16 protein-coding genes and 1 pseudogene are annotated in these 19,205 nt (G+C 74.0%); 8 read left to right on the forward strand and 9 right to left on the reverse strand.

The window, feature by feature from the left end:
- Positions 1–12: 12 nt before the first annotated feature.
- Genes DOO78_RS18005 through bchF form a run of 7 tightly spaced genes read right to left on the reverse strand, consistent with a single transcriptional unit; the run spans position 13 to position 9,940 of the window.
- Positions 13–1,440: a BCD family MFS transporter gene (locus DOO78_RS18005; RefSeq protein WP_111471251.1), complete on the reverse strand. Its 1,428-nt coding sequence runs from the start codon at positions 1,438–1,440 to the stop codon at positions 13–15.
- Positions 1,437–2,132: a magnesium protoporphyrin IX methyltransferase gene (gene bchM, locus DOO78_RS18010; protein ID WP_111471252.1), complete on the reverse strand. Its 696-nt coding sequence runs from the start codon at positions 2,130–2,132 to the stop codon at positions 1,437–1,439. The genes DOO78_RS18005 and bchM overlap by 4 nt, the downstream gene beginning before the upstream one ends.
- Positions 2,132–3,037, reverse strand: coding sequence for a ferredoxin:protochlorophyllide reductase (ATP-dependent) iron-sulfur ATP-binding protein (gene bchL, locus DOO78_RS18015; RefSeq protein WP_111471253.1), 906 nt, complete (start codon positions 3,035–3,037; stop codon positions 2,132–2,134). The genes bchM and bchL overlap by 1 nt, the downstream gene beginning before the upstream one ends.
- Positions 3,034–6,591 (reverse strand): magnesium chelatase subunit H, encoded by a 3,558-nt coding sequence (locus DOO78_RS18020; protein ID WP_456309653.1) that lies wholly within the window; start codon positions 6,589–6,591, stop codon positions 3,034–3,036. The genes bchL and DOO78_RS18020 overlap by 4 nt, the downstream gene beginning before the upstream one ends.
- A 13-nt stretch (positions 6,592–6,604) precedes the next feature.
- On the reverse strand, positions 6,605–8,119 hold the full coding sequence (gene bchB / locus DOO78_RS18025) for a ferredoxin:protochlorophyllide reductase (ATP-dependent) subunit B (RefSeq protein WP_111471255.1): 1,515 nt from the start codon (positions 8,117–8,119) through the stop codon (positions 6,605–6,607).
- A 4-nt stretch (positions 8,120–8,123) separates the two neighbouring features.
- The gene (locus tag DOO78_RS18030; protein ID WP_111471256.1) at positions 8,124–9,404 is read right to left on the reverse strand and encodes a ferredoxin:protochlorophyllide reductase (ATP-dependent) subunit N; all 1,281 of its coding nucleotides are present in this window, start codon (positions 9,402–9,404) and stop codon (positions 8,124–8,126) included.
- The gene (bchF, locus tag DOO78_RS18035; protein WP_111471272.1) at positions 9,401–9,940 is read right to left on the reverse strand and encodes a 2-vinyl bacteriochlorophyllide hydratase; all 540 of its coding nucleotides are present in this window, start codon (positions 9,938–9,940) and stop codon (positions 9,401–9,403) included. The genes DOO78_RS18030 and bchF overlap by 4 nt, the downstream gene beginning before the upstream one ends.
- Positions 9,941–10,407: 467 nt before the next feature.
- Here bchF and DOO78_RS18040 point away from each other — a divergent pair, with 467 nt between their 5' ends.
- From DOO78_RS18040 to hemC, 6 genes are all read left to right on the forward strand, one after another.
- Positions 10,408–11,193, forward strand: a complete 786-nt coding sequence (locus DOO78_RS18040) for a cobalamin B12-binding domain-containing protein (RefSeq protein WP_128080082.1) — start codon at positions 10,408–10,410, stop codon at positions 11,191–11,193.
- Positions 11,194–11,255: 62 nt separating this feature from the next.
- Positions 11,256–12,692 carry a transcriptional regulator PpsR gene (ppsR, locus tag DOO78_RS18045; protein WP_111471258.1) on the forward strand — a complete coding sequence of 479 codons (1,437 nt, stop codon included), beginning with the start codon at positions 11,256–11,258 and terminating at the stop codon, positions 12,690–12,692.
- Positions 12,693–12,701: 9 nt separating this feature from the next.
- Entirely contained in the window at positions 12,702–13,610 is a 909-nt protein-coding gene (chlG, locus tag DOO78_RS18050; protein ID WP_111471259.1) for a chlorophyll synthase ChlG, read from the forward strand.
- A gap of 19 nt (positions 13,611–13,629) precedes the next feature.
- Positions 13,630–14,952, forward strand: coding sequence for an MFS transporter (locus tag DOO78_RS18055; protein WP_111471273.1), 1,323 nt, complete (start codon positions 13,630–13,632; stop codon positions 14,950–14,952).
- Positions 14,949–16,202, forward strand: coding sequence for a geranylgeranyl diphosphate reductase (locus tag DOO78_RS18060; protein WP_111471260.1), 1,254 nt, complete (start codon positions 14,949–14,951; stop codon positions 16,200–16,202). The genes DOO78_RS18055 and DOO78_RS18060 overlap by 4 nt, the downstream gene beginning before the upstream one ends.
- 5 nt (positions 16,203–16,207) lie before the next feature.
- A complete protein-coding gene (gene hemC, locus DOO78_RS18065) occupies positions 16,208–17,269 on the forward strand; it encodes a hydroxymethylbilane synthase (protein ID WP_408887580.1) in 1,062 nt (353 codons plus the stop codon).
- A gap of 143 nt (positions 17,270–17,412) precedes the next feature.
- Here the strand turns inward: hemC and DOO78_RS18070 are convergent, their stop codons facing one another.
- Both DOO78_RS18070 and DOO78_RS18075 read right to left on the reverse strand, forming a co-directional pair.
- Positions 17,413–17,694: a hypothetical protein gene (locus DOO78_RS18070; RefSeq protein ID WP_243634588.1), complete on the reverse strand. Its 282-nt coding sequence runs from the start codon at positions 17,692–17,694 to the stop codon at positions 17,413–17,415.
- A 4-nt stretch (positions 17,695–17,698) separates the two neighbouring features.
- Positions 17,699–18,220 (reverse strand): TspO/MBR family protein, encoded by a 522-nt coding sequence (locus DOO78_RS18075; RefSeq protein ID WP_243634589.1) that lies wholly within the window; start codon positions 18,218–18,220, stop codon positions 17,699–17,701.
- A gap of 121 nt (positions 18,221–18,341) precedes the next feature.
- Between DOO78_RS18075 and DOO78_RS18080 the strand changes: the two genes are divergently transcribed.
- Positions 18,342–18,995: a hypothetical protein gene (locus DOO78_RS18080; RefSeq protein WP_111471262.1), complete on the forward strand. Its 654-nt coding sequence runs from the start codon at positions 18,342–18,344 to the stop codon at positions 18,993–18,995.
- Positions 18,992–19,205: pseudogene (locus tag DOO78_RS27895) on the forward strand (hypothetical protein); the annotation flags it as partial. The gene DOO78_RS18080 and the pseudogene DOO78_RS27895, both read left to right, overlap by 4 nt.

The following is a 19,205-nucleotide window of genomic DNA, read 5'->3' on the forward strand; positions in this document are numbered from 1 at the left end:
TCTGCGGGTTGCTTAGCCGGGGTGATGGGCGGCTTGCGCCGCCGGTGGCATGCGATGCCCGGCCGCCACGGGCCGGACGAGCGGCCCAATGACGGCGAGGGTGAGGAAGAGCAGCGCGATCTCCAGCAGGTAGACCACGCCGTAGCCGGTGGCGGGGATCGCCAGGGCCTCGCCCAGCGCGCCGCCCGCGGCGAGCTCCGCGACGGCGTCGCGCAGCAGCCCGCCGGCGGCGATGGCGGTGCCGGCGGCGGTCGCCTGCACCGCGCTCCAGGCGCCGAGGGCGAGGCCGATCTGCCCCGCCGGCGCCATGCGCATGCAGGCGGTGAGCGTGGCATGCGCGAAGATGCCGGCGCCGAGGCCGATCAGCCCGACGCCGAGCGCGAAGACCGGGACGGATTCCAGGGGCGCCGCCAGCGTCACCGTGGCGAAGGCCGCGATGCCGATGAGTGCCCCGAGCGCCGCCTGGCGCTGCGGGTCGGCGCCGCGGTCGAGCGCCCGCATGGCGAGGCCGAAGCCGGTGACGCCGCCCGCCGCCAGCAGCGCCGTCAGCGCCGTGGTGGCGCCGACGCCGAGGCGGAGGACCTGCCCGCCATAGGGCTCCAGCAGGATGTCCTGCATGCCGAAGGCGGCGGTGCCGATGCCGGCGGCGAGCAGGCGGCGGCCCCAGGGCCCCTCGCGCCGCAGCGCCTGCCAGGATTCGCGGAAGCCGGGCTGCGCCGGGGCGCGCGCCGCGCGGCCCGGATCGCGCGCTTCCTGCTTCCACAGCGCGATGCCGTTCAGCGCCATGGTCAGCACCGCGGCGCCCTGGATCACCTGGATCAGGCGGAGCTGGCTGAACTCCGCCAGCAGCAGGCCGAAGCCGAGGCCGGCCACCAGCATGCCGAGGAGCAGCATGACGGAGAGCAGCGCCACCACCTTCGGCTGCGCCGCCGGCGGCGCCAGATCCGTCGCCAGGGCGAGCCCCACGGTCTGCACCGTGTGCAGCCCGGCGCCGACCAGGAGGAAGGCGAGCGCCGCCGCCGCCTCGCCGATCCAGGCCGGCCCCTCGGTGTCGCCGGAGAGCAGGATCAGCGCGAAGGGCATGATCGCCAGGCCGCCGAATTGCAGCAGCGTGCCGAACCACAGATAGGGCACCCGGCGCCAGCCGAGCGCCGAGCGGTGCGTGTCCGAGCGGAAGCCGATGAAGGCGCGGAGCGGCGCGAAGACCAGCGGCAGGGACACCATGACCGCGACCAGGCCGGCCGGCACCGCCAGCTCGACGATCATGACGCGGTTCAGCGTGCCGATCAGCAGCACCGCGCAGACGCCGACCGAGACCTGGAACAGCGAGAGCCGCAGCAGCCGCGCCATCGGCAGCGCCGGCGAGGCGGCGTCGGCGAAGGGCAGCAGGACGGGGCTCAGCCGGATCCAGGCGCGGGCGGCGCTGCGGGCGCTGATCATGAGCGGCGCAGCTCCATGGCCTGGGAGATGTAGAAGCCGCGCGCGACGCGCCGGGTGCGCGCGGGGCGCCAGCCGGCGAGGCCCGGCTCCCGCGCCATCAGCCGCCGCAGCACCGCCTCGCTCACCGGCTCGACCGCCGGGGCGCGGTCGCCGCGCGGAAACAGCCGCCCGACCGCATGCATCGCCGTCAGCGCCGGCGTGCGCGGCGCGAAGGTGAAGAGCACCGACTGCTCGGCGCGCGCGGCCAGCCCGGCCAGCGCCCGCACCATGTCCGGCGCGCGGTAGTGGATCAGGCTGTCCATGGCCACCGCATGGTCGAAGCCGCCGCCCTGGTCGAGCATGTCGCCGACATGGAACTCGACCTGGCCGGGCGCCGTCGCCGTGCCGCGCTCGCGCGCCAGGCCGACCAGGGTCGGCGAGAGATCCACTGCGACGACCCTGGCGCCGCGCCGCGCCGCCGCCACCGCCAGCGCGCCGGTGCCGCAGCCGGCATCGAGCAGGCGGGCGCCGGGCAGGCTGGCGGGCAGCCAGCCGAGCAGCAGGGCGCGCATCTCCTCGCGCCCGGCGCGCACCGTGGCGCGGATGCGCCCGAGCGGCGCGTCCGAGGTCAGCCGCGCCCAGGCCTCCGCCGCGGTGCGGTCGAAATAGGTGCGGAGCTCGCCGCGCCGCTCCGCATAGCTCGCCGTCGGCATCAGTCGAACCCCAGCAGGTCGAAGATCTCGCGGTCCTTCAGCGGCAGCGCCTCGATCGGCGCGACGCCGGCCCAGAGGGTGGCCGCCAGGCGCAGGTATTCGGCGCGCGCCACCTCGACCTCCGGGCTGTCCTCCATCTCGAACAGCGTCGCCTTCTTCAGGCGGGAGCGGCGGATGGCGTCGAGATCCGGGAAATGCCCCAGCATGCGCATGCCGGTCGCCCGGTTGTAGCGCTCGATCTGGTCCGTCCCGGCGCTGCGGTTGGCGATGACGCCACCCAGCCGCACGCCGTAATTCTTCGCCTTGGCGCCGATGGCGGCGACGATGCGGTTCATCGCGAAGATCGAATCGAAGTCGTTCGCCGCGACGATCAGTCCCCGGTCGGCATGCAGCAGCGGCGCGGCGAAGCCGCCGCAGACCACGTCGCCGAGCACGTCGAAGATGACGACGTCGGTCTCCTCCAGCAGGTGGTGCTCCTTCAGCAGCTTCACCGTCTGGCCGACGACATAGCCGCCGCAGCCGGTGCCGGCCGGCGGTCCGCCGGCTTCGACGCAGAGCACGCCGCCATAGCCCTCGAAGACGAAATCCTCGGCGCGCAGCTCCTCGGCGTGGAAGTCCACCGCCTCCAGCGCGTCGATGACGGTCGGGGCCAGGCGCTTGGTCAGGGTGAAGGTGCTGTCGTGCTTCGGGTCGCAGCCGATCTGCAGCACCCGCTGGCCGAGCCGGGTGAAGGCGACCGAGAGGTTGGAGGAGGTGGTGCTCTTGCCGATGCCGCCCTTGCCGTAGACGGCGAAGACCTTGGCGCCCTCGATCCGCGAGGCGGCGTCCATATGCACCTGGACGCTGCCGTCGCCATCGCCGCGGCGGGGCGCGGCACCGGGGGCGGGCCTGAATATGACGGTCATGCTGCACCTTCCACGGCCACGCCTTCGATCCTGTCCTCGAGCTCCTCGCCGGCCCGGCGCAGCCGGTCCAGCATCTCCTGGTCCGGCGACCAGTAGCGGCGCTGCTGCGCCTCGATCAGCCGGTTGGCGATGCGCGCCGAGGCGGTCGGGTTGAGCTCCGCCATGCGCTCGCGCATCACCGGGTCGAGCATGAAGGTCTGCGCCAGGTGGTGGTACACCCAGGGCGCGACCTGCCCGGTCGTCGCCGACCAGCCGACGGTGTTCGTCACATGCGCCTCGATCTGGCGCACGCCCTCATGGCCGTGCTGCAGCAGCGGCTCGTACCAGCGCGGGTTCAGGGCGCGGGTGCGGGTCTCCAGCGCCACCTGCTCGGCCAGGCTGCGCACCCGGCCCTCGCCGCGCGTCTGGTCGCCGACATAGACCGGCACCGGGCCGGCGCCGCGCGCCCGCTGCACCGCCCGGCTGATGCCGCCGAGCGTGTCGAAGTAATGGTCGACGGTGGTGACGCCGAGCTCCACGCTGTCGAGGTTCTGGTAGGCGGCCTCGACGGTCCCGAGCATCTGCCGCAGCACCGCGTCGCGGCGCATCGGCCGCCCGTCGACGCCATAGGCGAAGCCCTTGCGGCGCAGATAGGCCTCCGCCAGCTCGTCCTCCGCCTCCCAGGCGCCATGGTCGACCAGATGGTTGACGTTGGCGCCATAGGCGCCCTCGGCATTGCCGAAGACGCGCAGCGCCGCCTGCTCCAGCGTGCCGCCATGCGCGGCCTGGCAGGCGAGGGCGTGGCGGCGGATCGGGTTCATCGCCGCCGGCTCCTCCGCCGCGCCGGCGGCGAACAGCGCCGCCTCCGCCAGCAGCCGCGTCTGCATCGGCAGCAGGTCGCGGAAGATGCCGGAGAGCGTCATCACCACATCGACGCGGGCGCGGCCCAGCCGCTCCAGCGGCACCAGCCGCGTGCCGGCGAGGCGCCCATAGCTGTCGTGCCGCGGCTCCGCGCCCATCAGCCACAGCGCCTGGGCGATGGGGCCGCCCTCGGTCTTCAGATTGTCGGTGCCCCAGAGGACGATCGCCACCGTCTCGGGCAGCCTGCCGCCGGCTTCCGCGCGGTGGCGGGCGAGCAGCCGCTCGGCCTGCTGGGCGCCGTCCTGGAGCGCGAAGGCGCTCGGGATGTGGAAGGGATCGAAGCCGTGCAGGTTGCGGCCCGTCGGCAGCACCGCCGGGGAGCGCAGCAGGTCGCCGCCCGGCGCCGGCCGCAGATAGCCGCCATCCAGCGCCCGCAGGATCGCCGGCGTCTCGTGGTCCTCGGCCAGCAGGGCGTCCAGCGTCGCGCGCTGGCCCGGCTCGGTGATGCCGGCGGCATCGAGCAGCTCGGTCCGCTGCGTCGGCGTCGGCGGCACGCCGATCACGTGCAGGCCGTGCGGGATCAGGGCGTATTCCAGCTGGAGCAGTGCGGTGCCGAGCCGCGCGATCTCGGCCTCCGGCTCGCTCCAGGCCGGCTCGGCCGGGGCGAGGTCCACGGCCGCCGCCTGGGCCTGCACCAGCCCCGCCAGCGGGCCCCGCTCCTCGCCCGGCGCGAGCGCGCGCCAGCGCCCGAGCGCCAGCTTCAGGTCGAGCAGGCCGCGATACAGCCCGGCCTGGGCGACCGGCGGGGTGAGGTAGCTGATCAGGGTCGCCCCGGCGCGCCGCTTCGCCAGCGTGCCCTCGGAGGGGTTGTTGGAGGCGTAGCGGTAGAAATTCGGCAGGTCGCCGATCAGCCGGTCTGGCCAGCAGGCGGCGGAGAGGCCGGCCTGCTTGCCCGGCATGAACTCCAGCGCGCCATGGGTGCCGAAATGCAGCACCGCATGGGCGCCGAATTCCTCGCGGATCCAGCGATAGAAGGCGGCGAAGGCGTGGGTCGGCGCGAAGCTCCGCTCGAAGAGCAGGCGCATCGGGTCGCCCTCGTAGCCGAAGGCGGGCTGCACGCCGACGAAGACGTTGCCGAACTCGGCGCCGAGCACGAGCAGGCCGCCGCCATCGCTCTGGTGCCGCCCCGGCGCCGGCCCCCATTGCTGCTCGATCTCCGGCAGCCAGCGTTCCCGCCGCACATGCGCATCGACCGGGATGCGGGCGGCGACATTGGCCGGCATGCCGAAGCGGGCGGCATTGCCGGCGAGGACGCGCTCGCGCAGCGCCTCGACCGTCGCCGGCACCTCCACCGCATAGCCGGCCGCCGCCAGGGCGCCGAGGGTGCGGTGCAGCGATTCGAAGACCGACAGATAGGCGGCCGTGCCCGTCGCGCCGGCATTGGGCGGGAAGTTGAACAGCACGATCGCCAGGCGGCGTCCCGCCCGCGCGCTGCGGCGCAGCGCTACCAGCCGCGCCACGCGCGCGGCCAGCGTCGCCGCCCGCTCGGCATGCACCGCCATGGCGCAGCCCCCCTCGCCGGCGCCGCCGGCGCGGCCGCCGAAGGTCATCGGCCAGGTGGCGCCGTCGAGCTCGGGGATGGCCACCATCATCGTGGCCTCGACCGGGGTGAGGCCGCGGGAATCGGCCTCCCACTGCTCCAGCGTCTGGAACTCCAGCGGATGCGCCGCGACATAGGGCACGCCGAGCGCGGCCAGCGCCTCCTCGGCGGCCCGGGCATCGTTGTAGGCGGGGCCGCCGACCAGCGAGAAGCCGGTGAGCGAGACGACGGCATCGACGAGCGGCCGGCCGTCGCGCTGGAAGAAGCGCTGCATCGCCGGGCGCGCGTCCAGCCCGCTGGCGAAGGCCGGGATCACCCGCAGCCCCTGCGCCTCGAAGGCGGCGATGGCGCCGTCGTAATGCGCGGCGTTCCCGGCCAGAACGTAGGAGCGCATGAGCAGCAGGCCGACCGTGCCGGCCTCGCCGCCGCGCGGCAGCGCCTCGATCGATTCGCCGATGCGGCCCGGCAGGCGCGGGTGGTAGAGGCCGGTCTCCGGGTAGCGCACCGGCGCCGCGACGCCGAGGCCGCGGACCAGGCCGGCGCGCGGCCCGGCCGCGTAGCTCCGCGCCAGCAGGCGCACCAGCCCGGCGAGGTTGTCCTCCGATCCCGCCAGCCAGTATTGCAGGGCCAGCAGGTAGACGCGCAGGTCCTGCGCGGTGCCGGGGATGAAGCGGAGCAGCCGCGGCAGCTCGCGCAGCATGCGCATCTGGCCCTGGCCGCTGGAGGCGCCGCCGGGCCGGCTGCCGCGCAGCCGCCGCAGCAGCGCCAGGGGGCCGCGCGCCTCGCCGGCCATGCTGAAGCGGCCGAGCCGGGTCAGCCGCATCACCTCGCCGGCGGACATGATGCAGAGCATGGCGTCGCACTGCTCGCGCCGCGCCTCGAGGGCGGGGAGCACGGCCTGGATGTGCTCCTCGAGGAACAGCATGGCGGCGATGACGATGTCGGCGCGCCCGATATCCGCGACGCAGCGCTCCAGCGCCGCCGCGTCGCCGCACCACGTATCGGCGGCGTGCAGCACCAGCTCCAGCCCGCGGATCTCGGCCCGCAGCGCCGCCCGGGCCCGCAGCGCCGCGCCGGCCAGGTGGCTGTCCATGGTGACGATGACGACGCGCAAGGGCGTCGCCGCGTCAACGTGCGAAATGCGCCTTGGCATCGTAGAGGGTCTCGACCGTGATGGTGACGATGCCCCGCTCGCGGGCAAAGCGTTCGGTGTTGCGGCGCGCCTTGCCGCGGACGAAGAAGGGAACCTTCTGCAGCTCGCGCTCGGCCTCCGCCCCCCAGGCGGCGAGGTCCGGCGGCGGCGGCGCCGCGGCCGCGTGGCCGAGATGCGAGGGCGGCGCCGCGTCGTTGAACTCGGTGTCCTCGCGGAACATGGCGAGCAGATGCTCCTCCAGTCCCATCATCAGCGGGTGCACCCAGCTGTCGAACAGGACGTTGGCGCCCTCGTGCCCCATCTGCGGCGAGTGGCGGGCCGGGAAGTCCTGCACATGCACCGGCGCCGAGATCACCGTGCAGGGGATGCCGAGGCGCTTGGCGATGTGCCGCTCCATCTGCGTGCCGAGGATCAGCTCGGGCTGCAGCTCGGCGATCCGCGCCTCCACCTCCAGGTAGTCGTCGGTCACCAGCGGCTCGACGCCGTATTGCGCGGCGGCGGCCCGCACCTCGCGGGCGAATTCGCGGCTGTAGCTGCCGAGGCCGACCACCTCGAAGCCGAGCTCCTCCGTCGCCACCCGGGCCGCGGCGATCGCATGCGTCGCATCGCCGAAGAGGAAGACCCGCTTGCCGGTGAGGTAGGTCGAATCGACGGAGCGCGAGTACCAGGGCAGCCGCGAGGCCGCGGCGGCCGGCGCCGGCGGGGGGAGCCCGGCGAGGCGTGCCGCCTCGGCGAGGAAATCCTGGGTGGCGCCGACGCCGATCGGCACCACGCGCAGCGCCGGCTGGCCGAAGCTGCGCTCCAGCCAGCGCGCCGCCGGCTCGGCGACCTCCGGATACAGCACCACGTTGAAATCCGCCTCCGGCAGGCGGGCGAGATCGGCGGGCGTCGCGCCGAGCGGCGCCACGACATTGACGGCGATGCCGAGGCCGGCGAGCAGCGCCCGCACCTCCAGCAGGTCGTCGCGGTGGCGGAAGCCGAGGGCGGTCGGGCCGAGCAGGTTGCAGCGGGGCGGCGCGCCGGCCGGGCGCGGCGGCCTCGGCCCGGGCGGGCCGGCGCAGGCGCGGACGAGCTGGTAGAAGGTCTCGGCGGCGCCCCAATTCTCCCGCCGCTGATAGGCCGGCAGTTCGAGCGGGATCACCGGCACCGGCAGGCCCATCCGGCGGGCCAGGCCGCCGGGATCGTCCTGGATCAGCTCGGCGGTGCAGGAGGCGCCGACCAGCAGGACCTGCGGCTGGTGGCGCTCGCAGGCCTCGTGCAGGGCGGCGCGGAGCAGGGCCGCCGTGTCGCCGCCGAGGTCGCGCGCCTCGAAGGTGGTGTAGGTCACGGGCGGCCGCTCGCCGCGCCGCTCGATCATGGTGAAGAGCAGGTCGGCATAGGTGTCGCCCTGCGGCGCGTGCAGCACGTAGTGCACGCCCTGCATCGCGGTGGCGACGCGCATCGCCCCGATATGCGGCGGCCCCTCATAGGTCCAGACGGCAAGGCGCATGGCGCTACACCGCCAGCCGGTCGCGCCGCACCAGCGGCCGGGCGAAGAGGCTGGCCAGGTCGGCCGCCTGCTCGTAGCCCTGGATCGGCGTGAAGACGAGCTCGATCGACCATTTGGTCGCCAGCCCCTCGGCCTCCAGCGGATTGGCGAGGCCGAGGCCGCAGACCGTCAGGTCCGGGCGCGCCGCCCGGCAGCGGTCGAGCTGCCGCTCCAGGTGCTGGCCCTCGCTCAGCGGCGTGCCGGCCGGCAGCAGCGCCAGCTCCTCGGCCAGGTGCTCGCGGTGCAGATAGGGCGTGCCGACCTCGAGCGGCACCATGCCGAGCTCGCGCGAGAGGAAGCGCGCCAGCGGCACTTCCAGCTGGGAGTCGGGGAAGAAGAAGACGCGCTGGCCGGCCAGTCGGTCGCGGATGCGGAGCAGCCCCTCCCGTGCGCGCCGCTCCGCCATGGCCGTGACCTCGCGGAAGCGCGCCGGCCCGATGCCCCAGGCCTCGGCGGCGGCGCGCAGCCAGAGCGTCGTGCCCTCGGCGCCGAGCGGGAAGGGCGCGGGGATCCGGCGGGCGCCGCGCGCCTCCAGCGCCCGCACGGCATCGCCGAGGAAGGGCTGCGCCAGCAGGAAGCGGGTGTTCGGCCCGACCGCGGCGAGGTCCTGGGCGCGGCGCGGCGGCAGGAAATGCAGCGGGCCGATGCCGAGCGCCGTGAGCAGGCGGCGCATCTGGTCCTCCACCACCTCCGCCAGGGCGCCGATCACCAGCAGGGAGCGGTCGGTCGTCGCCGGCATCTCCGGCACCAGCGCCGCGAGGCAGGCATCCTCGCCCTGGGTGAAGGTGGTCTCGATGCCGCTGCCGGAGTAGTGCAGCACCCGCACCGCCGGCGACAGGCGCTGCGACAGCCGCGCCGCGGCGCGTGCGAGGTCGAGCTTGATCACCTCGGAGGGGCAGGAGCCGACCAGGAACAGCAGGCGGATCTCCGGCCGGCGCGCCACCAGCCGCTCCACCACCCGGTCCAGCTCCTCATTCGCATCGGCGAGGCCGGCGAGGTCGCGCTCCTCGATGATGGCGGTGGCGAAGCGCGGCTCGGCGAAGATCATCACGCCGGCGGCGGATTGCAGCAGATGCGCGCAGGTGCGGCTGCCGACGACGAGGAAGAAGGCGTCCTGCACCTTGCGGTGCAGCCAGACGATGCTGGTCAGGCCGCAGAACACCGCGCGCTGGCCGCGCTCGCGCAGCACCGGCATCGCGGCGCCAACGGTCCCCGGCCCGCCCGGCAGGGCGCTCGCGCCGCTCATCCCGCGAAGCCCGCGGCGGCGGCGCCGCGGCTCTTCAGGCCGGCGCCCTCGCGCCGCGCGGCGCGCAGCTTCAGCAGGAACTGCGCGGCGTTGAAGACATAGGCGGCATAGGCGGCGAGGGCGAGCAGCAGCTGCGAGCGCGGGTCGCCGAAACCGAGGAAGAGGGCCGCCAGGTAAGCGGTGTGCAGCGCCAGCACCAGGATGCTGAACACATCCTCCCAGAAGAAGGCCTGGGCGAAGAGCCAGCGGTCGAAGACCACCTTCTCCCAGATCGAGCCGGTGACCATGATGGTGTAGAGCACGAGGGTCTTCAGCACGACCGAGGCGGCCGCCGCGGCGGCGCCCTCGCCGGTCAGCAGCGTGCGCAGCACCAGGCCGAAGCTGACGAGGAAGACGAGGAATTGCAGCGGTGCGAGCACGCCCTGCACCAAGGTCCAGGGCGAGGCGTCGCGCCGCATCCTTTCCTCGGCCGTGTAGAGCGCGGCGCTGCGCGGCTTCGCCCGTCCGGTGGTGGCCCCCCACGGGCAGGCATGCATGCTGTCGATCAGACGGTCCAGGACGCCGAGCGTAAGCATTGCTTGACAAACCCTCCCTCACGGGCGTCGGCTGGCCGAGATGCTTGGCAAGGAGACTGGCATCCGACGCAACAGGAAGCGGTGTGGTCCGATGCCGTTTCTGGTTTGCCAGGATTTCCGCCGCCGGCCTCCTTGTCCATGCAGAAGGCTAAGGCGGCTGTCTCCCGGGTGTCAATCTACATTGACGTAAATACGCATTGACACTCCGGGAGGCGTCGGGGAAAAAGACGACAAGGGAGGGCCCAATGGTGGAAAAGCCTATGGTCGCCTCGACAGGGCGGCCAGGCGAGAACCACGTGATCGGGGACATGCCGTGGCGCGCTGCGGGCCTCCCGGCCGCGAAGCTCGCACCCACCCGGCCCATCCTGCTTCCGGAACTGCTGCCTGCCTGCTCCCCGATCCTGACGCCGCCCGGTGCCGCCGACGAGTTGCGCGCCCTGCTGGCCACGGCGGTGCAGGCCGAGGTCGTGCCTCGCCTCCTGCTCCGCCAGAGCGGCCAGTCAACGGGACTGGACGATCCCGGCGAGGACGAGGAGGCCCTGCCCGGGCCGGAGGATGTGGTGGCCCTCGTCGCCCTGGTCATGACCAGCGACGCGGCGACGGCCCTTTGCTTCGTCGACACGCTGCGCCTGCGGGGCGTGACGCTCGAGCGTCTCCATCTCGAGCTGCTCGCGCCCGCCGCCCGCCGGCTCGGCCTGCTCTGGGTCGAGGACCTGTGCAGCTTCGCCGACGTCACCCTCGGCCTCGGCCGGCTGCAGCAGGTGCTGCGGCAGTTGAGCCCCGCCTTCCTGCCGCCGACGCGGCGGCGCGACCTGCGTCGCCGCGCCGCCCTGCTGTCGATGCCGGGCGAGCACCACACCTTCGGCCCCACCATGGTGACCGAATTCTTTCTCCGCGCCGGCTGGGATGTCTGGAGCGAGCTCTGCTCAACCGAGGATGAGCTGATCGATCTTGTCGGCGGGCAGTGGTTAGCGGTGCTCGGGCTCTCGGTGAGCTGCGACGACGGGATCGACCGCCTGCCGAAGATGATCCATAGGGTCCGGCGCAGCTCCCGCAACGAGGCGATCGGCATCATGGTAGGCGGCAGGGTCTTCAACGAGAATCCCGGACTGGCGGCGCAGGTCGGCGCCGACGCAACCGCCCAGGACGGCCGGCAGGCGGCATTGCAGGCGGAAACCCTGCTGGCGCTGCTGGCCGAGCGTGACATCAGGTAAGCGAAGAAAAGTAAGGGGGAACGACCCAGCTCTCACTGGCGAACACAAGGATCACTGTCTCCGTGACGTCATTCAAGGCTCCCAGGCTGTCGCTCGGCAACCTCGACGCGGATGCCACCGCCTCGGTGATCGCGGCTGCGTCCGACATCGCAATCATCCTGACGGCCGATGGCGTCATCCACGACCTCGCCATCAATGCCGAGGACCTGGCGCGCGACCTCGCCGCCGGCACGGACTGGCTGGGACGGCGCTGGATCGAGACCGTCACCGTCGAGAGCCGGCCCAAGGCGGAGGAGTTGCTGCGCGATGCGGTCGCCGGCCGGACGCCGCGATGGCGGCACCTCAACCAGCTCGCGCCGGCCATCGGCTCGGTGCCGATCCTCTGCGCCGCCGTGCGCCTCGGCACCGCCGACCGGGCGGTGGTCTTCGGCCGGGACCTGCGGCCCGTCTCCAGCCTGCAGCAGCGGCTGGTCGAGGCCCAGCAATCCGTCGAGCGCGACTATGCCCGCCTGCGCCAGGCGGAGACCCGCTACCGCCTGCTGTTCCAGATCTCGCCGGAGCCGATCCTGGTGGTGGACGCGCCGAGCGGCCGGGTGGTCGAGATGAACCCGGCCGCGGCGCTGCTCTTCGGCAAGGCCGCGAAGCGCATGGTGGGCCGTTACTTCCCCGAGGCCTTCGCGCCGGAGAGCCAGGACAGCGTCCGCCTGCTGCTCGCCGGCGTGCGCGCCGGCGGCCGCGCCGACGAGACCGTCGCCCCGCTCGAGCCGGATGGGCGGGAGGTCAATGTCGCGGTCTCCCTGCTGCGGCAGGAGGAGGGCACGACCTTCCTCGTGCGGCTGTCGCCGGCCCGCACCGACCTGCCCGCCCTCGCCCTGCCGCGCCCGAAGTCGAAGCTGCTCGAGGCGGTGGAGGGCGCACCGGACGCCTTCGTGGTGACCGACCACGAGGGCCGCATCCTCACCACCAACGCCGCCTTCCTGGAGGCGGCGCAGCTGGTGACCGAGGATCAGGCGCTGGGCGAGCCGCTCGGCCGCTGGCTCGGCCGCCAGGGCGTCGAGATGGATGTCCTGACCGGCACGCTGCGCCAGCGCGGCTCGGTCCGGCTCTTCGCCACGACGCTGCGCGGCGAGCATGGCGGCACGACCGAGGTCGAGGTCTCCGCGGTGTCGGTGACGGAGGCCGGCGGGCGCGACTGCTTCGGCTTCGCCATCCGCGATGTCGGCATGCGCCTCGCGACCGCCCCGAACCGGGCGGAGCCGCTGCGCTCGGTCGGGCAGATCACCGAGCTCATCGGCCGCGTCCCGCTCAAGGATCTCGTGCGGGAGGCGACCGACGTGATCGAGCGGCTCTGCATCGAGGCCGCGCTGCAGCTCACCGGCGACAACCGCGCCTCGGCCGCCGAGCTGCTCGGCCTGAGCCGGCAGAGCCTCTACGTCAAGCTGCGCCGCTACGGCCTCGGCGATCTCGGTCCCGAGGCGAACCAGCTCGAGGACAGCTAGGAGACCCGCATGGCCCAGCCAGCTCTCGCCGCCGCATTGCCGCGAACGCATCCCCGCCCGGGCGATGTGCTGGAGCTGCTGAAGCCGCTCACCTGGTTCCCGCCCGTCTGGGCCTTCGGCTGCGGCGCCGTCGCCTCCGGCGCGGTGCTGCAGCGCTGGCCCCTGGCGCTGCTCGGCCTGCTGCTCGTCGGCCCGCTGGTCTGCGGCATGAGCCAGGCGGTGAACGATTGGTTCGACCGGCATGTCGACGCGGTGAACGAGCCCGACCGGCCGATCCCCTCCGGCCGCATCCCGGGCCGCTGGGGGCTCGGCCTCGCGCTCGCCTGGACCGCGCTGTCGCTGCTCGTCGGCGCGCTGCTCGGCCCCTGGGGCTTCGCGGCGACGCTGCTCGGCGTGGCCCTGGCCTGGGCCTACAGCGCGCCGCCGCTCAGGCTGAAGCGCAATGGCTGGCTGGGCAACGCGGCCTGCGGCCTCTGCTACGAGACCCTGCCCTGGATCACCGCCGCCGCCGTGCTGTCCGGCCAGGCGCTGACGCCGCGGCTGCTGCTGGTCGCGCTGCTCTACGGCGCGGGCGCGCACGGCATCATGACGCTGAACGACTTCAAGTCGGTCGAGGGCGACCGGCGCTTCGGCATCCGCACGCTGCCGGTGCAGCTCGGCCCGGCCCTGGCGGGCCGGGTGGCCTGCCTCGCCATGGCCCTGCCGCAACTGGCCGTGGCGGCGCTGCTGCTGCGCTGGGGCGCCACCTGGCAGGCCGCGACGGTGGCGCTGCTGCTGCTCGGCCAGCTCGGGCTGATGCTGCGGCTGCTGCGCGACCCGCGCGGCCTCGCGCCCTGGTACGGCGCGACGGGGGTCTCGCTCTACGTCCTCGGCATGCTGGCCAGCGCCCACGCGCTGCGCCCTGATTCGGTGGGCTGAGGCGGTGGCGGCCGCGCGGATGCCGCAGGCGCCCGCCGGGCTGGGCTGGGGCGGCATCCTGCGCCTCGGCCTGGTGCAGACGGCGCTCGGCGCGGTCGTCGTGCTGACCACCTCGACCATCAACCGGATCATGATCGTGGAGCTCGCCCTCCCGGCGCTGCTGCCGGGCCTGCTGGTCGGGCTGCACTACGCCATCCAGGTGCTGCGCCCCTGGATGGGGCACGGCTCGGATGCCGGCGGCCGGCGGACGCCCTGGATCATCGGCGGCATGGCGGTGCTCGCGCTCGGCGGCATCGGCGCCGCCGGCGCGGTGGCGCTGATGGCGGCCGGCGCCCTCCTCCTCGGCCTCCTCGCCGCGCTGGCCGCCTTCCTGCTGATCGGCGCCGGGGTCTCGGCCGCCGGCACCGCGCTGCTGGTGCTGCTCACGGCACGCGTGGCGCCGGCCCGTCGGGCGGCGGCGGCCTCCATCGTCTGGATCATGATGATCGCCGGCTTCGTCGTCTCCACGGCGCTGGCCGGCCGCCTGCTCGACCCCTATTCGCCGGGGCGGCTGCTGGCGGTGGCGACCGGCATCTGCGTCCTCGCCTTCCTGCTCGCCCTGCTGGCGCTCCGCGGCCTGGAGCCGGCCGCCCTGCCCCGCCCGGCCCCGGCCCCGGCCGTGCCGCTGCCCTTCCGCCGCGCCCTGGCGGAGGTCTGGACCGAGCCGGTGACGCGGCGCTTCACCCTCTTCGTCTTCGTCTCCATGCTCGCCTACAGCGCCCAGGACCTGATGCTGGAGCCCTTCGCGGGGCAGGTCTTCGGGCTGAGCCTCGGGCAGTCGACGCGCCTCGCCTCGCTGCAGCATGGCGGCGTGCTGGGCGGCATGGTGCTGGTCGCCCTGGCGGCCGGCCTGGTGCGCTCCTTCCGCGCCCTGCAGGCCTGGAGCGTCGCCGGCTGCGTCGCCTCCGCCTGCGGCATGGCGCTGCTGGCCTTCTCCGGGCTGGCGGGCGGCGACTGGCCGCTCGGCCTCTCCTTCGCCGGCCTCGGCCTGGCGAACGACGCCTTCGCCGCCGCGGCCATCGCCTCGATGATGCAGCTCGCGGCGCGCGGGCCGCGCGAGGGCTTGCGCATCGGCCTCTGGGGCGCGGCGCAGGCGATCGCCTTCGGCCTCGGCGGCGTGGCGAGCACCGCGGCGCTCGACCTGGCGCGGCTCCTGCTCGGCGCGGCGCCCGCCGCCTATGGCGCGGTGTTCCTCGGCAATGCCCTGCTCTTCCTCGCCGCCGCCTCCCTGGCGGCCGGCCTGCTGCGGACGGAGTGCGGCGCCATGACCCTGCGGACGAGCATACGGGAGCGGGACGCATGAAAGACTGTCTGGGATCGCCGGCCGAGCCGGTGTCGCGGGCTTCCCCCCGCCCGGCGCAACACCGTCCGGACGACGAGGCCTTCGATGCCGTCGTGGTCGGCGGCGGGCCCGCCGGCGCCACCGCGGCGGCCGATCTCGCCCGGGCTGGGCATTCGGTGCTGCTGCTCGACCGCATGGGCCGCATCAAGCCCTGCGGCGGCGCCGTCCCGCCGCGGCTGATGGCCGATTTCGCGGTGCCGGAGAGCCTGCTGGTCGCGCGCATCGCCGGCGCCCGCATCGTCGCGCCCTCGGCCCGCAGCGTGGACATGCCGGTCGGCGACGGCTTCGTCGGCATGGTGGACCGCGAGAGCTTCGACGAATGGCTGCGCGACCGCGCCGCGCGCTGTGGCGCCGAGCGCCGCGCCGGCAGCTTCCTGCGGCTCGAGCCGCTGCCGGAGGGCGGCTCCCTGGTCTGGTACCGCGCCAAGGGCGGCACGGAGGAGCGGGCGGTCCGGGCGCGGGTGGTGGTCGGCGCCGACGGGGCGCGCTCGGCGGTGGCGAAGCAATGCCTGCCCGGGGCAACGGTGCCCTGCGTCTACGCCTATCACGAGATCGTCCGCTCGCCCGCCCCCGGCACCGCCGCCTACGACGCCACGCGCTGCGACGTGCATTACGACGGCAGCCTCTCGCCCGATTTCTACGCCTGGATCTTCCCGCATGGGGAGACGGCGAGCATCGGCACCGGCTCGATGCAGAAGGGCTTCGGCCTGCGCGCCGCGATCGGCGAACTGCGCCGCAAGGCGGGGCTCGAGGGCGCGGAGACGCTGCGGCGCGAGGGGGCGCCGATCCCGCTGCGGCCGCTCAGGCGCTGGGACGATGGCCGCGGCGTGGTGCTCGCGGGCGATGCCGCGGGCGTGGTCGCCCCGGCCTCGGGCGAGGGCATCTACTACGCCATGCTCGGCGGCCGGCTGGCGGCGGATGCCGCGCATGGCTTCCTGCTGAGCGGCGACGCCCGCGCGCTCCGCCGCGCCCGCCGGCGCTTCATGCGCCTGCATGGCGGCGTCTTCTGGATTCTCGGCATCATGCAGCACTACTGGTACCGCGACGATGGGCGGCGCGAACGCTTCGTCTCCATCTGCCGCGACCGGGACGTGCAGCAGCTCACCTGGGACGCCTACATGAACAAGGAGCTGGTGAAGGCGCGGCCGCTGGCGCATGCCCGCATCTTCTTCAAGAACCTCGCGCATCTGACCGGGCTGGCACGGGCATGACCGGCCTGCAGCATCTCGAGGCCGAGGTCGCCCTGCATGGCGCGGTGCTGTCGCCGCTCGCCGCCCCGCCGGCCGGGCTGCGCCGCGACCCGGCCTCCGCCCGCCACCGGCCGCTGCGCATCGGCACGCGCGCCTCGCCCCTGGCGCTGTGGCAGGCGCGGCATTTCACGGCGCTGGTTGCCGGCTTCTGCCCGATCCTTCGCATCGGCGGGGTGTTCGAGGAATGCGCCCTCTCCACCTCCGGCGACCGCATCCTCGACCGGCGCCTCGCCGATATCGGCGGCAAGGGCCTCTTCGCCAAGGAATTGCACGAGGCCCTGCTCGATTGCCGCGTCGATCTCGTGGTGCACAGCCTGAAGGACCTGGAGACCGAGCTGCCGCCGGGGATCGTGCTGGCCTGCGCCCTGAAGCGGGAGGATGCGCGCGATGCGCTGATCCTCGGCCCCAGCTGCGGCCGGCCGGGCGAGGCGTCCGGCGATCCGGACGATCCCTGGGCCTGCCTGCCGCGCGGCGCGGTGGTGGGGACCGCCTCCTCCCGGCGGCAGGGCCAGTTGCTGCATGCCCGGCCGGACCTGCGGGTGCAGATGCTGCGCGGGAACGTGCAGACCCGGCTCGCCCGGGTGCGGGCGGTCGGCGATCCGGCGGCCTCGATGCTCGCCCTGGCCGGGCTGCGCCGGCTGGGGCTGGAAGCCGAGGCCGGGCTGGTGCTGGACCCCGAGGTGATGGTGCCAGCCGCCGGCCAGGGCATCGTCGCCGTCACCGTGCGGGCGGAGGATGTGGAGCTGCGCGCCCTCCTCGCCGCCATCGCGGACCCGGAGGCGCAGGCGGTCGCCACCGCCGAGCGGGAATTGCTGCGGGCGCTCGACGGCTCCTGCCGGACGCCGATCGGCGGCCATGCGCGGCTGCTGCCGGGGGGCGGCCTGCGCCTCACCGGGCTGGTGGCGCGGCCGGACGGGTCCTTCCTGCTGCGCCGGGTCGCGGAAGGACGGGCCGTGGACGCCGCCGCGATCGGCCTGGCGTTGGGCACCGCGCTGCGCCGCGACTCGCCGATCGACCTGTTCGGCTGAGCGATGCGCGCGACCCCAGACCATGATCCGTTCACTCGGGTTCGCGGACCATGGTCTGGCGTATCGTTGTGTCGCGTGAGTCACGCCTTCGGTGTTTCCACCTCAGGCGATCACGCTCTGGCCGATCCGACCCGCGATGCGCCTCAGCGCGACGAGCCGCGGCGCCAGCGCAGGCCGAGATCGGCCAGATGCGCCAGCAGCGCCAGGACCAGCGGCAGGGCGACCCATTCCCAGGCGGCGCCGACCAGGGCCGCGCGCAGGGCCAGCAGCAGGCCGGCGCCGGCCAGCAGGAAGGCGAGCAGCTCGGCCGGCGCGAGGCCGCCGCCGCGACTGCGGCGCAATGCCAGCAGCGCGACCGCCTCGACCAGCATGAGGGCGAGCGCCAGATCGACCACGCGCCCGCTCGAGAACAGCGCCTGCAGCATGCGGTCAGCCCACCGGATTGAGCCGCAGGATCGCCCCGTTGAGCGCGAGCGCGAAGCCGACCCAGGCGAGATAGGGGCTGAGCAGCCAGCCGGCCAGGCGGTCATGCCGCGCCGAGGCGACGAGCATCGCCAGCACCGAGGCCCAGAAGAACACGCCCTCGAGGAGCGCCCAGTCCGGCCGGTGCAGGGTGAAGAACAGCACGCTCCAGAGGATGTTGAGGAGGCCGTTCACGGCATAGAGGGCCAGCAGCCGCCGCCTTGCCCCGGTATCCGGCGCGGCCCGCCAGGCGCGCAGGCCGGCCCATGCCGTCAACCCATAGATCAGCGTCCAGACAGGGCCGAACAGCCAGTCCGGCGGCTGCCAGGCGGGGCGGCGCAGCTGGCGGTACCAATCGCCGAGATCGGTGGCCAGGGCCCCCAGCACCGCCACGCCGCAGGCGGCCGCGACGGCGACGAGGATGGGCCGCCAGCCCAGCCGGCGCTGCCTCTCCTGCCGCGCCGATGCGGGTATCGGGTGCTCGATCAAGGCGATTCCTGCTGCGGCAGCACCGGCTCGCGGGCCGTGCTGGCTCCTACCAGACCCGACGCGGGCTGGCGAGCGCGGCGCGGCGCCGATCCCTCATTCCCCCCTGGCACCGGAGGCACGCATGACCCAGGCTGATCGGCTGTATCGCTGGAATCGCTGGTACGACGGGATTCCGGAGGCGTGGCGCTTCCAGGTCGTGATCTGGGGCCTGATCGTCATCGGCGCCCTGAACATGCTGATGACGATCGCCGTCGGCTTTCCGTTCGGCCTGCTGCTGCTGCTGGCCATCGCCGCGATCACGGCGATCCGGCTGCCGCACGCCTTCGGCTGGCTCCAGGCCGGGGAGTCCGAGGCAGCCGGATCGGGCGCCCGGATGGAGATCACCGCCCCGGACTGGGTGGTGCGGGTGAATCGCTGGTATGACGACCTGCCCGAGCATTCCCGCCCCTTCGTGCTGCTCGCGGCCCTGGCCATTCCGGGCGCGATCAACATGATGCTGACGATCGCGGGCGGCTTCCCCTTCGGGCTGCTCTTCTTGCTCGCGGTCCTGCTGCTGCTCGCCATCCGCGCGCCCTACGCCGCCGGCTGGATCAAGATGGCGGAGGGCACGGCGCCCGCGCCGCTCTTCGTCTCGCCGCCGCGGTCGGAGATCGAGGGCGGGACGCCCCCGCTGGCCTCCCTCGATCCGCCGCCGGCCTCCGCGGCGGCGGTGCACCAGGCGCCCGCCCCGGAGGGCGGCGCGCAGGCCGATCGCCCGGACCGCGGCACGCCTTGACCGCGCAGCTGGAGGCCGGAGCCATGGCGTCGTCGGGCGAGATGGCCATGCCGGCCGCGAAGCATGGGCAAGGCGGCGCACCGCCCGTCCTTGCGCCCGGCCACAGGTTGCACCGTTTTGCCAATCCTGGTCGGTTTTTGCGGTTGTCTGGTCGGGTGCAGCCCTGGCTGACGGGGGCGGCGCTGCTGGTGCTGGCGGTGGCGTTGCCCT

The sequence above is a fragment of the Roseicella frigidaeris genome (assembly GCF_003258945.1).
Classification (GTDB): domain Bacteria; phylum Pseudomonadota; class Alphaproteobacteria; order Acetobacterales; family Acetobacteraceae; genus Paracraurococcus; species Paracraurococcus frigidaeris.

Excerpts from the sequence above, each read along its gene's own strand:
- DOO78_RS18005 (WP_111471251.1), bottom strand. The coding sequence starts at position 1,440 with ATGATCAGCGCCCGCAGCGCCGCCCGCGCCTGGATCCGGCTGAGCCCC.
- DOO78_RS18060 (WP_111471260.1), top strand. The coding sequence starts at position 14,949 with ATGAAAGACTGTCTGGGATCGCCGGCCGAGCCGGTGTCGCGGGCTTCC.
- chlG (WP_111471259.1), top strand. The coding sequence starts at position 12,702 with ATGGCCCAGCCAGCTCTCGCCGCCGCATTGCCGCGAACGCATCCCCGC.
- bchM (WP_111471252.1), bottom strand. The coding sequence starts at position 2,132 with ATGCCGACGGCGAGCTATGCGGAGCGGCGCGGCGAGCTCCGCACCTAT.
- bchL (WP_111471253.1), bottom strand. The coding sequence starts at position 3,037 with ATGACCGTCATATTCAGGCCCGCCCCCGGTGCCGCGCCCCGCCGCGGC.
- DOO78_RS18055 (WP_111471273.1), top strand. The coding sequence starts at position 13,630 with ATGCCGCAGGCGCCCGCCGGGCTGGGCTGGGGCGGCATCCTGCGCCTC.
- DOO78_RS18030 (WP_111471256.1), bottom strand. The coding sequence starts at position 9,404 with ATGAGCGGCGCGAGCGCCCTGCCGGGCGGGCCGGGGACCGTTGGCGCC.
- DOO78_RS18070 (WP_243634588.1), bottom strand. The coding sequence starts at position 17,694 with ATGCTGCAGGCGCTGTTCTCGAGCGGGCGCGTGGTCGATCTGGCGCTC.
- bchF (WP_111471272.1), bottom strand. The coding sequence starts at position 9,940 with ATGCATGCCTGCCCGTGGGGGGCCACCACCGGACGGGCGAAGCCGCGC.
- DOO78_RS18080 (WP_111471262.1), top strand. The coding sequence starts at position 18,342 with ATGACCCAGGCTGATCGGCTGTATCGCTGGAATCGCTGGTACGACGGG.
- bchB (WP_111471255.1), bottom strand. The coding sequence starts at position 8,119 with ATGCGCCTTGCCGTCTGGACCTATGAGGGGCCGCCGCATATCGGGGCG.